At 63.0% G+C, this 11,418-nt stretch carries 8 protein-coding genes (1 of these 8 only partly in view); 6 read left to right on the top strand and 2 right to left on the bottom strand.

Features of this window, described 5'->3' with window-relative positions; genetic code table 11:
• Together ABNP46_RS00690 and pepQ are read right to left on the bottom strand one after the other, a co-directional pair.
• A protein-coding gene (locus tag ABNP46_RS00690) for a YigZ family protein (RefSeq protein ID WP_349920560.1) crosses the window boundary here: on the bottom strand, positions 1 to 533 show its 5' portion. It extends 85 nt beyond the left edge of the window; only the first 533 of its 618 coding nucleotides appear in the window; the start codon lies at positions 531 to 533; the stop codon falls past the left edge of the window.
• Positions 533 to 1,855: a Xaa-Pro dipeptidase gene (gene pepQ, locus ABNP46_RS00685; protein ID WP_349920559.1), complete on the bottom strand. Its 1,323-nt coding sequence runs from the start codon at positions 1,853 to 1,855 to the stop codon at positions 533 to 535. The genes ABNP46_RS00690 and pepQ overlap by 1 nt, the downstream gene beginning before the upstream one ends.
• 195 nt (positions 1,856 to 2,050) lie before the next feature.
• Here pepQ and ABNP46_RS00680 point away from each other — a divergent pair, with 195 nt between their 5' ends.
• The 6 genes from ABNP46_RS00680 to ABNP46_RS00655 all read left to right on the top strand — a co-directional run bounded on the left by ABNP46_RS00680 (position 2,051) and on the right by ABNP46_RS00655 (position 11,380).
• Complete coding sequence (locus ABNP46_RS00680; protein ID WP_349920558.1) at positions 2,051 to 3,988, top strand: acetoacetate--CoA ligase; 1,938 nt, start codon at positions 2,051 to 2,053, stop codon at positions 3,986 to 3,988.
• 202 nt (positions 3,989 to 4,190) lie between these two features.
• Entirely contained in the window at positions 4,191 to 6,338 is a 2,148-nt protein-coding gene (gene fadB / locus ABNP46_RS00675; RefSeq protein WP_349920557.1) for a fatty acid oxidation complex subunit alpha FadB, read from the top strand.
• A 21-nt stretch (positions 6,339 to 6,359) separates the two neighbouring features.
• On the top strand, positions 6,360 to 7,523 hold the full coding sequence (gene fadA, locus ABNP46_RS00670) for an acetyl-CoA C-acyltransferase FadA (protein WP_434476167.1): 1,164 nt from the start codon (positions 6,360 to 6,362) through the stop codon (positions 7,521 to 7,523).
• Between the two features lie 319 nt (positions 7,524 to 7,842).
• Entirely contained in the window at positions 7,843 to 8,565 is a 723-nt protein-coding gene (locus ABNP46_RS00665) for a response regulator transcription factor (protein ID WP_349920555.1), read from the top strand.
• Between the two features lie 104 nt (positions 8,566 to 8,669).
• Positions 8,670 to 10,115 (top strand): ATP-binding protein, encoded by a 1,446-nt coding sequence (locus ABNP46_RS00660; RefSeq protein WP_349920554.1) that lies wholly within the window; start codon positions 8,670 to 8,672, stop codon positions 10,113 to 10,115.
• A gap of 2 nt (positions 10,116 to 10,117) precedes the next feature.
• Positions 10,118 to 11,380 carry an ABC transporter substrate-binding protein gene (locus tag ABNP46_RS00655; protein ID WP_349920553.1) on the top strand — a complete coding sequence of 421 codons (1,263 nt, stop codon included), beginning with the start codon at positions 10,118 to 10,120 and terminating at the stop codon, positions 11,378 to 11,380.
• Positions 11,381 to 11,418: the final 38 nt, after the last annotated feature.

The raw sequence follows: 11,418 nt of genomic DNA, 5'->3' as shown, positions 1-11,418 counted from the left end.
CAGGCCACCTGGAGACTGACCCGCTGGCCATAATCCGCCGTCAGCAGTTGCCCCTGACGGACGCTGATCAGCGCTTCCACCGTGCCCATGTCGCCGTAGTCACACTGGATGAGGGAAGGGCGTTGCAGCCGCTTTTGCTCGGTCACCAGCACTTTCAAGGCGGCGCCGACGCCGCCCCCATAGGCTTTGACCAGGCCGCCGGTACCGAGCAGCACGCCACCGTAGTAACGCACTACCACGGCCGCGATCTCGCCGATGCCGGAACCCATCAGCTGGGCCAGCATGGGTTTGCCCGCCGTGCCCGAAGGTTCGCCGTCATCGCTGAAGCCGTAGACCTGGCTATCGTACGGCGCCCCTGCGACAAAGGCCCAGCAGTGATGCCGGGCCGTCGGATGTTGCCGCTTGATCTCTCCTACCCAGGCTTTGGCCTCGTCCACCGTCGCCTTGTGTGCGATCAAGGTGATGAAGCGGCTCTTCTTGATCTCCTCGCTCAACTCCAGTGGCGCCGCCGGAATGGCATAGGCTGCCGCCATCAGAGCCCCGCTTGCCGGGTGAGGTTCTCCACCCCGTCCCCGTGCAGCACCACGTTGTCCTCGATGCGGATACCGCCGTAGGGGCGCAGTGCCTCCACCTTGTTCCAGTTGATGCGCTTGCCCTGCTCACCCTGGCGCAGCGGCTCCAGCAGACTGTCGATGAAGTAGAGACCGGGCTCGATGGTGAACACCTGGCCCACCTCCATCACCCGGGTGCAACGCAGATAGGGGAACTGCTCGGGAGCGGACAGGTGAGTGCCGCGCTCATCCTGCATGAAGCCCCCGGCATCGTGCACCTGCAGGCCGAGGAAGTGACCCAGCCCGTGAGGGAAGAAGACATTGGTGACGCCGGTATGGATCATCTCGTCCACCGACATGTCTACCAGTTCGACCGATTGCAGCAGGCGCGCCAGTCGGTGGTGCATCTGCAGATGCAACTCGCTGTAGCGACGACCCGGCTTTATTTCGCCGATGATCTCCTGCTGCTGGGCATCCAGCGCGGCGATGAGGTCGGCAAACTCGCCACGGCGCCAGGCCCAGGTGCGGGTGATGTCGGAGGCGTAGCCTTGGTAGTCCACCCCGGCGTCGATCAGGAAGGAGTAACGCTCCGCATCCGGGATCCGCTGGGTGGAGAGGTGGGTGTAGTGCAGGATGGCAGCATTGCGGTTGATGGCGATGATGTTGCCATAGGGTGCCTCGTTGGCCCCCTGCCCCACCGCCTTCATGTAAGCCAGGTTGATCTCGAACTCGCTCGCCCCCGCCATGAAGGACTCCTTGGCGGCGATGTGTCCGCGCACGCCGATGCGGTTCGCATCGCGCAGGCATTCGAGTTCATAGGCTGTCTTGTAGGCACGGTGATAGTGCAGGTAGTTGAGTACGGCTTCGGGATTGGGATGACCCAGCCCCAGCAGTTCGGCCACCTCGAGGTGTCCCCCCAGATAGGCCCACTCCTGTTTGTTGGCAGGCAGGTGATCGGCGACCTGCTCCGGCCTGGTCAGGAAGCGGATGTCAAAGAAGTCGACCCAGAACGCAGTGGGCAAGTCCGCCACCTTGTGCCAGAAGTCCACCGGCCGGTAGAACAGCAACACCGGCTTGTTCACCCCATCCACCAGCAACCAGCAATGGGGGTTGTCCAGCACGGGCAGCCAGGCCTTGAACTGCGGATTGACCTTGAAGGGATAGTCCTGATCGTCGAGGAAGATGCGATGGGTCTGGCCCGAGTGAATGGCCAGGCCACCCAGTCCCTGCTGTTGAAAGATGTCGCGGGTGCGCTGCTGCAGGGTATCGAGATGCTGGGCAAAAAGTTGGCTGTAACTGCTCATGGCGTCCTGCTCCGGGCAAATGTGGGATCAGCATAACATCAAGCGGATCAAGGCTCGAGCCGTCAAGCTTTCCCTTCGTGAGGTAACGCATAGGTTACAGGGTTTTGTTATGAAGCAAAAACCAGGCATTAACAAATTGAGAACAATTCAATACACTGCCTCCAGACAGTAGAAATCAGCCGTCAGGAACGACTCATGCAAAACCTTTGTCTGTGGCAGCCGGATCAGGACAGGATGCAACACTCCAACCTTCATCAGTTCATGGCCGAGGTCAACCACTTCCACGATCTGCAACTGCGCAGCTACGCCGACCTCTATCAATGGTCGGTGGAGAAGACCACCCGCTTCTGGCCGCTGGTCTGGCAGCACTGTGGCATCAAGGGTGAGCTGGGAGACATAGTGGCGGAAAACCGCCAGGAGATGCAGCGCGCCCGCTGGTTCCCGGACAGCCGCCTCAACTTCGCCGAGAACCTGCTGCGCCGCCAGGACGAGAGCCCGGCCATTGTCTCCCGCATCGAGGGGAGCGCGAGCCAGACCCTGAGCTGGGCCGAGCTGGGGGAACAGGTTGCCCGTCTGAGCCAGTGGCTACGCAGCCAGGGCATAGGCCGCGGTGACGTGGTGGCCGCCTATCTGCCCAATATCCCCGAGACCGTGATCGCCATGCTGGCCGCCACCAGTCTGGGGGCGGTCTGGACTTCCACCAGCCCGGACTTTGGCGAGGCCAGCGTGGTGGAGCGCTTCGGCCAGACCCGGCCCCGCGTGTTGTTCGCGGTGGATGGTTATCGTTACGGCGGCAAGGCCATCGATATCCAGGCCAAGGTCGCCGGCGTGGTCGCCCAGATCGACAGCATCGAGCAGACGGTCATGATCCCCCTGCTCGGCAATCCCTTGCAACTTGGTCAGGAGTGGGGCCAGATCCTGGCAAGCCAGACAGGCGCAACCCTGCGGTTCGAGTCCATGGGCTTCAACGACCCTCTCTACATCCTCTATTCGTCCGGCACCACGGGCAAACCCAAGTGCATCGTGCACGGCATCGGCGGCACCTTGCTGCAGCACCTGAAAGAGCATCAGCTGCACTGCGACATCAAGCCGGGGGAGCGGATCTTCTACTTCACCACCTGCGGCTGGATGATGTGGAACTGGCTGGTGAGCGCCCTGGCCTCCGGCGCCACCCTGGTGCTCTATGACGGCTCCCCCTTCTATCCCGACGGCAACGTGCTCTGGGATCTCGCCCGCGACGAAGAGGTCGCCCTGTTTGGTACCTCGGCCAAGTATCTGGATGCCCTGCACAAGCAGGGTTATGCCCCCATAAAGAGCCACGAATTGCCCAGGCTGCGCCTCCTCTGCAGCACTGGTTCCGTGCTTTCTCCTGAAGGATTCGACTACGTATATCAAGGTATAAAGCAGGATGTGCTACTGAGTTCCATGTCCGGCGGTACGGACATCTGCTCCTGCTTCGTTATCGGCAACCCCATCAGCCCCGTCTACCGCGGCGAGAGCCAGGGTCGCGGCCTCGGCCTCGCGGTACAGGTGTTCAATGAATCGGGCCAGCCGGTACAGGGAGAGAAAGGAGAGCTGGTCTGCACCAAACCCTTCCCCGCCCAGCCCATCTACTTCTGGGGGGACGAGAGCGGTGACAAGTATCACGCCGCCTACTTCGAGCGCTTCCACAACGTCTGGTGCCACGGCGACTGGATCGAGCTGACGAACCATGACGGCATCCTGTTTTACGGCCGCTCGGACGCCACCCTCAACCCGGGCGGCGTGCGTATCGGCACCAGCGAGATCTACCGCTACGTGGAGCAGCTCGATGAGGTGGAAGAGAGCATCGCCATCGGTCAGCAGTGGCAACAGGACGAGCGGGTGGTGCTGTTCGTCAAGCTCAGGGCTGGGCTCAAGCTGGACGAGCCCCTGCGCGAGCGCATCCGCCAGCAGATCAGGGATCACTGCACCCTGCGCCATGTCCCCGCCCGCATCCTGCAGGTGGATGCCATCCCCCGCACCAAGTCCGGCAAGATAGTGGAGCTGGCGGTGCGCGAGGTGGTGCACAACAGGCCGGTCAACAACACCCACGCCCTCGCCGATCCCGAGGTGCTGAGCCAGTACCGCGACCGGCCTGAACTGGCCAGCTGACCCGGATACCCCACGTGAAAGGCGCCCAGAGGCGCCTTTATTCTGCCTCCTCCCCGGACAAGAGCTTTTACACCAAAAGTGTTAAACGAATGTTTTAAATAGGTGTTGTAATTGTCTCGCTTTGGATCAATATTGAGCCTCGCCCCCTGCTGGGGAGAAAGGAGCAAAGCCCCCCACCACGTGGGAACAAGGAGACACTCTCATGATCTACCAAGGCGAAACCCTGTCGGTCAGCTACCTCGAACACGGCATTGCCGAACTGAGGTTTGATGCCCCGGGTTCAGTCAACAAGCTGGATCGCGCTACCCTGCTCTCGCTGAGCGAAGCGATCGCCACATTACAACAAGAACGTGAACTAAAAGGTCTGATCCTCACCTCCGGCAAAGACGCCTTCATCGTCGGCGCCGACATCACCGAATTCCTGGAGCTCTTCGATCTGCCGCAAGAAGATCTGCTCGGCTGGCTGAAAAAGGCCAACGACATCTTCAGCGCCATCGAAGATCTGCCGGTACCGACCCTGTCCGCCATCAAGGGCCACGCCCTGGGCGGCGGCTGCGAGACCATCCTCTCCACCGACTTCCGTCTGGCCGACACCAGCGCCAAGATTGGCCTGCCCGAGACCAAACTCGGCATCATGCCGGGCTTTGGCGGCACCGTCCGCCTGCCGCGGGTGATCGGCGCCGACAATGCGCTGGAATGGATCACCACCGGCAAGGATTACCGTGCCGATGACGCCCTCAAGGTTGGTGCCGTCGATGCCGTGGTCGCCCCCGCCGCCCTGCAGAGCGCCGCCCTGCAAATGATCAAGGACGCCATCGCGGGCAAGCTGGACTGGCAAAAACGCCGTGCCGCCAAGAAGGCCCCGCTGCGCCTGTCCAAGCTGGAAGCCATGATGAGCTTCAGTACCGCCGCCGGCATGGTTGCCGCCGTGGCGGGCAAGCACTACCCGGCCCCCATGACGGCGGTCAAAACCGTCGAGGCCGCCGCCGGCATGAGCCGTGACGAGGCGTTGGTGGTCGAGGCACAGGGCTTCATCAAGCTGGCCAAGACCGACGTGGCCAGGGCCCTGGTCGGCATCTTCCTCAACGATCAGCACATCAAGGCCCTGGCCAAGAAGGCCGCCAAGCAGGCGAGCAAGGCCACCGGCCACGCCGCCGTGCTGGGTGCCGGCATCATGGGGGGCGGTATCGCCTACCAGTCCGCCAGCAAGGGCATTCCCGCGGTGATGAAGGACATCAACGAGAAAGCATTGGCGCTCGGCATGGGTGAAGCCACCAAGCTGCTCAACGGCCAACTCGAGAAGGGCCGCATCGACGGCATCAAGATGGGCCAGGTGCTCAGTGCCATCACCCCGACCCTGAGCTACGACAACGTCAAGCACGTGGATGTGGTAGTCGAAGCCGTGGTGGAGAATCCCAAGGTGAAGGCCGCCGTGCTCGGCGAAGTGGAAGGCATCATCGGCGATGACGCCGTGCTCGCCAGCAACACCTCCACCATTCCCATCTCCCTGCTGGCCAAGGGCCTGAAGCGCCCCGAGAATTTTTGCGGCATGCACTTCTTCAACCCGGTGCACCGCATGCCACTGGTGGAGATCATCCGCGGCGAGCAGACCTCGGATGAAACCATCAACCGCGTGGTGGCCTACGCCGCCGCCATGGGCAAGTCTCCGGTCGTGGTCAACGACTGCCCGGGCTTCTTCGTCAACCGGGTGCTGTTCCCCTACTTCTTCGGCTTCACCAAGCTGGTCGCCGATGGCGCCGATTTCGTGGCCGTCGACAAGGTGATGGAGAAAGAGTTCGGCTGGCCCATGGGCCCCGCCTACCTGCTGGACGTGGTCGGCATCGACACCGGCCACCACGCCGGTGACGTCATGGCGCAGGGCTTCCCGGCGCGCATGAGCAAGGACGGTCGCACCGCCATCGACGTGATGTACGAGGCGAGCCGCTTCGGTCAGAAGAATGGCAAGGGTTTCTACGCCTACGAGCAGGACAAGAAGGGCAAGCCGAAGAAGGTGGCGGACGCCGCCGCTTACGAGCTGCTGGCTCCCATCGCCAAGACGCAGCAAGCCTTCGACAAGGACGCCATCATCGCCCGCATGATGATCCCCATGATCAACGAAGTGGTGCTCTGCCTGGAAGAGGGCATCATCGCGACCCCGGCCGAGGCAGACATCGCCCTGGTCTACGGTCTGGGCTTCCCTCCCTTCCGCGGCGGCGTGTTCCGCTATCTGGACACCATTGGTCTGGATGCCTACGTGGCCATGGCCGACCAGTATGCCGACCTGGGCCCGCTCTACCGCGTCAGCGACAAGTTGCGCGAGATGGCCGTCCAGGGCAAAACCTTCTACTGATTGCGGAAAGGAGATCCATTCATGAAAGACGTAGTCATTGTCGACTGTATCCGGACCCCCATGGGCCGGTCCAAGGGCGGCGCCTTCCGCAACGTGCGTGCAGAAGACCTGTCCGCGCACCTGATGCAATCCATCCTGTTGCGCAACCCCAACCTCGATCCGAACGAGATCGAGGATATCTACTGGGGCTGCGTGCAGCAGACCCTGGAGCAGGGCTTCAACATAGCCCGCAACGCCGCCCTGCTGGCCGGCATTCCGAAGCAGGTCGGTGCGGTCACCGTCAACCGCCTGTGTGGATCCTCCATGCAGGCGCTGCACGATGCCTCCCGCGCCATCCAGGTCGGTGATGGCGACATCTTCATCATCGGCGGCGTGGAACACATGGGCCACGTGCCCATGAGCCACGGGGTGGACTTCCACCCCGGCATGGCGAAATCCGTGGCCAAGGCATCCGGCATGATGGGGCTGACCGCCGAGCTGCTCGGCAAGCTGCACGGCATCAGCCGGGCGCAGCAGGACGAGTTCGCCGCCCGTTCCCATCGCCGCGCCCATGCCGCGACCGTGGAAGGACGCTTCGCCAAGCAGATCGTCGGGCTGGAAGGCCATGACGCCAGCGGCGCCCGCTTCTTCTACGACTATGACGAGGTGATCCGCCCGGAGACCACGGTCGAAACCCTGAGCCAACTGCGCCCAGTGTTCGATCCGGTCAACGGCACCGTCACCGCCGGCACCTCCTCGGCCCTGTCCGACGGTGCCGCCGCCATGCTGCTGATGAGTGCGGACAGAGCCAAGGCGCTGGGGCTGACCCCGCGCGCCAAGGTGCGTTCCATGGCCGTAGCCGGCTGCGACGCCGCCATCATGGGCTACGGCCCCGTGCCCGCCACCCAGAAGGCGCTCAAGCGTGCTGGCCTGACCGTGGCTGATATCGACCTGTTCGAACTGAACGAGGCATTCGCCGCCCAGTCCCTGCCCTGCGTCAAGGATCTGGGGCTGATGGACCAGGTAGACGAGAAGGTGAACCTGAATGGCGGCGCCATCGCTCTGGGTCACCCGCTCGGTTGCTCCGGTGCCCGCATCTCCACCACCTTGATCAACCTGATGGAGGAGAAGGATGCCACCCTGGGGGTCGCGACCATGTGCATCGGTCTGGGCCAGGGTATCGCCACCGTCTTCGAGCGCGTGTAACGAGAGGCCCGGCGTCGACCGGATCGGTCACGCCGGGCATCGTCAGTCCCCCTGCGAGGGACGCTAGTCTTGTCAATTTTCGGGCCGCTCTTGCGGCCCTTTGTCGAGTCTGTGGAGCCCACCACACGGGGTGGCTCCTGCCGTCGGCATCTGCGCATGGCCGTCCCGTTTGGGTCGGCCTTTTTTCCTTGCCACCACTGAAGATCCGCGATTCCGGGGTTATATTGCCCATAACTTCACATTCGAAGGGGGCCTTGCTTGCTTTTTACTCCCCCGACAGGTTCAATCTGCACAAAAAAATGGGTGGATGCACATACATATGTCAACGAGCAAACAACTGCTGATCGTCGACGACGACCAAGAGATCCGCGAGCTGCTCAACGAATACCTGACCCGGGCGGGCTTCGAGGTATTGACCGCGGCCGAAGGCAACGAGATGCGCAAGCAACTCGCCCAGCACAGCCCGGATCTGATCATTCTGGACATCATGATGCCCGGCGACGACGGTTTTACCCTCTGCCAGCAGATCCGCCGCGATTCCCAGGTGCCCATCATCATGCTGACCGCGGCCTCCGACGAGGCGGATCGGGTGATCGGCCTCGAGCTCGGGGCAGATGACTACATCGCCAAGCCGTTCAGCCCCCGCGAGTTGCAGGCCCGCATCAAGGCGCTGCTGCGCCGCGCCGAATTTCGCCAGCCGGAGAAAGAGAAGGAGCCGAGCCGCCGCCTGCGCTTCGCCGACTGGACCCTGGACACCCTGAGCCATCAGCTGACCCACGACGATGGCAGCCTGCTGGATCTCTCCGGCAGCGACGCCCTGCTGCTCGGCATGTTTTTGCAGCAACCCGGCGTGGTGCTTGACAGGGACACCATCTCGGACGCCACCCGTGGCCGCGAGAGCCTGCCCATGGAACGGGGCATCGACGTGCAGATCAGCCGTCTGCGCCAGAAGCTGGGTGACAACGGCAAGAGCCCGCGCATCATCAAGACCATTCGCGGCAGCGGCTACATGCTGATCGCCGAAGTCCACGAGATCCCCTGAGCGCACGCTGACGCGGCGGGATCCACAACAGGTGCACCAGACCCCATGACAGGCAGACTCCGCGGTAGCGACCCGATGCAGGCAGACAAGAGGTACGAAACCCCATGAGAGGTCGGCGATTCTGGCAAGCCCTGGTGCCCCGCTCCCTGCTGTCGCGGATGTTGCTGCTGTTGCTGCTCGCCATCCTGCTCTCCCAGACCATACTCACCGGCATCTGGATGCAGCAGATCCAGAAGCGGGAGCTGGAGGGCATGCTCAGCACCACCCGCAACCTGGCACTGTCGGCGGCCTCCACCGTCAACTTCTTCAAGTCCCTGCCCCTGCAATACCGCCACATCGCACTGGATCAGCTGCGCAACATGGGGGGCAGCCGCTTCTTCGTCTCCCTCAATGAAGAAGAGATCCACATCAGCGCCATTCCGGACAGCGAACGCAAGACGCTAGTCCTGAAAGAGGTGCAGGATGTGCTGGGCCGCAAGCTCTCCGATGCCATGGCCATCAAGGTGGACTTCTCCCGCCCCGAGGAGCTGCATGTCTTCAACAACGACACCCTGCTGGCGGACTTGCCCTCCTCCTGGGCCCGCTACACCCTGTCGCTGGAACCCATCAACCCGCCGGTGCTGGTGACCCAGATCGAGATAGAACCGGGGGAGTGGCTCTATCTGGCGGCCTTGCTGCCCGCCCCCTACATGACCCTCGACGACACCGTGATGCCGAGCAACCAGGTGCGCTTCATCGCCCTGATGACGGTCTTCCTCTGCTTCTTCACCTTCATGCTGGTACGTTGGCAGACCCGGCCCCTGCGCCGGCTCGCCAAGGCGGCGGCCAACCTCGGCAAGGACATCGACCAGCCCGCCCTCAAGGAGGAAGGAGCCTCGGAGATCGTCGCCGCCACCCGCGCCTTCAACATCATGCAGCAGCGCATCCGCCGCTTCATCGACGATCGGGAGCGGCTGTTCAGCTCCATCTCCCACGATCTCAAGACCCCCATCACCCGGCTGCGGCTGCGGGTCGAGCTGCTGGACGACGAGGTGCAGATCGCCAAGTTCAACAAGGATCTGGACGAACTGGAACTGATGGTGAAGGGGGCGCTGCAGACCGTCAAAGAGACCGACATTCACGAGAACATCGAGCAGATCGACGTCAACGCCCTGCTGGAGCAGATGGCGGAGTCCTTGAACCTGCACGAGGACCTGCTCTTCATCGAGGGGCAGTGCAAGTGGCCCTATCGTGGCAAGCTGCTGGCGCTCAAACGCTGCATCGGCAACCTGGTGGACAACGGCATCAAGTACGGCAACTGGGTGCGCATCATCATCATGGATGACGAAGAGATGCTGATCCTCTTCATCATGGATGAGGGTCAGGGCCTGCCGGAGGATCAACTCGAACGCATCTTCGAACCCTATTACCGGCTGAGCACGGACCCCTCGGGCACCGGCCTTGGCCTTGGCATCGCCCGCAACATCGCCCATGCCCATGGCGGTGATCTGGTGCTGGAAAATCGCCCCCAGGGTGGCCTGCAGGCCACTCTCTCCCTACCAAGGCAGTAGTCATGAAGTGGTCCCCGTTTGCCGTCGTCACCCTGCTCTCCCTTCCTGTCAGCGCTTCGCAAGTAGAGGTGCTGCACTGGTGGACTTCGGGTGGTGAAGCCAAGGCCGTGGAGGTGCTCAAGTCAGAGTGGGCCGAGCGCGGCAACCAGTGGAACGACTTCGCGGTACAGGGCGGCGGCGGCAAGAGCGCCATGACGGTGCTGAAAAGCCGGGCGCTCGCGGCCAACCCGCCGGAGGCGGCCAACCTCAAGGGCTATGAGCTGGATGAATGGGCCAGCCTCGGCTTCCTGCGCGACCTCAGCCCCATGGCCGAACATCTCGGCTGGTATCCCAAGATGCCGCCCATGGTGCGGGATACCCTCAGCCACAACGGCACCCTGATGGCCGTCCCCATCGGCATCCACCGGATCAACTGGCTCTGGCTCAACCGCGCCGTCTTCGAGCGGCTCGGGCTCACCCCGCCCACCGACTGGGATCAGTTCGTGACGGTGGCCAAGCAGCTCAAGGCCAAGGGGGTGACACCGCTCGCCATCGGCAATGAACCCTGGCAGCTGACCGTGCTGTTCGAAACCGTGGTGCTGGGGGAAGGAGGCAAAACCTTCTATCGCAAGGCCTTCCTGGAACAGGATCCGGCTACCCTCACCGGCCCCGAGATGGTGCGGGCACTGACCCGCTTCCAGCAGCTGCGCGACTTCGTGCCCGAGAAGTACGCCGGGTTGAAGTGGCATCAGGCCACCAATCTGCTGGAGAGCGGCGGCGCCGCCATGCAGATCATGGGGGACTGGGTGAAAGGGGAGCTGAGTGCCGGCAACTATCGCCCGGGGGAAGACATCGAGTGTCTGCCGAGCCCCGGCAGCGCAGGCCTGTTCAGCTACAACCTGGATTCCATCGCCATGTTCAAGCAGCGGGACCCCGCCCAGTTGCAGGCACAGGGAGAGCTGGCCCAGTTGCTGATGACGCCGGCATTCCAGGCCCGATTCAACCGGGTCAAGGGCTCGATCCCGGCGCTGAGCCAACCCGACATGCGCCAGTTCGATCGCTGCGCCATCCGCTCATACCAGGACTTCCAGCAGGCGGAGCAGGAGGGCAACCTGCTGCCCAGCATGTCGGACGGGATGGCGGTGCCCACCAATATGCGCCAGGCGATCATGGATGTGCTGAGCAGCTTCTTCAACGACCCCAGGGCCAACCCCGAGCAGACGGCGCTGCAACTGGAGCGGGCCATGCGCTCGACCCGCAGCGGCACCGGCGCGGAGCAGAAATGACAAAGGCGGACCGGGTCCGCCTTTGAGTCGTCATCTTG

It is taken from the genome of Aeromonas veronii, assembly GCF_040215105.1.
Classification (GTDB): Bacteria; Pseudomonadota; Gammaproteobacteria; order Enterobacterales; family Aeromonadaceae; genus Aeromonas; species Aeromonas veronii_G.
Note: the sequence above shows the minus strand (reverse complement) of the source record. Positions and strands in the feature narration are given on the sequence as shown.

Bases quoted from the DNA above. Each gene is read 5' to 3' on its own strand.
- pepQ (WP_349920559.1), bottom strand. From the start codon at position 1,855: ATGAGCAGTTACAGCCAACTTTTTGCCCAGCATCTCGATACCCTGCAG.
- ABNP46_RS00680 (WP_349920558.1), top strand. From the start codon at position 2,051: ATGCAAAACCTTTGTCTGTGGCAGCCGGATCAGGACAGGATGCAACAC.
- fadB (WP_349920557.1), top strand. From the start codon at position 4,191: ATGATCTACCAAGGCGAAACCCTGTCGGTCAGCTACCTCGAACACGGC.
- fadA (WP_434476167.1), top strand. From the start codon at position 6,360: ATGAAAGACGTAGTCATTGTCGACTGTATCCGGACCCCCATGGGCCGG.
- ABNP46_RS00665 (WP_349920555.1), top strand. From the start codon at position 7,843: ATGTCAACGAGCAAACAACTGCTGATCGTCGACGACGACCAAGAGATC.
- ABNP46_RS00660 (WP_349920554.1), top strand. From the start codon at position 8,670: ATGAGAGGTCGGCGATTCTGGCAAGCCCTGGTGCCCCGCTCCCTGCTG.
- ABNP46_RS00655 (WP_349920553.1), top strand. From the start codon at position 10,118: ATGAAGTGGTCCCCGTTTGCCGTCGTCACCCTGCTCTCCCTTCCTGTC.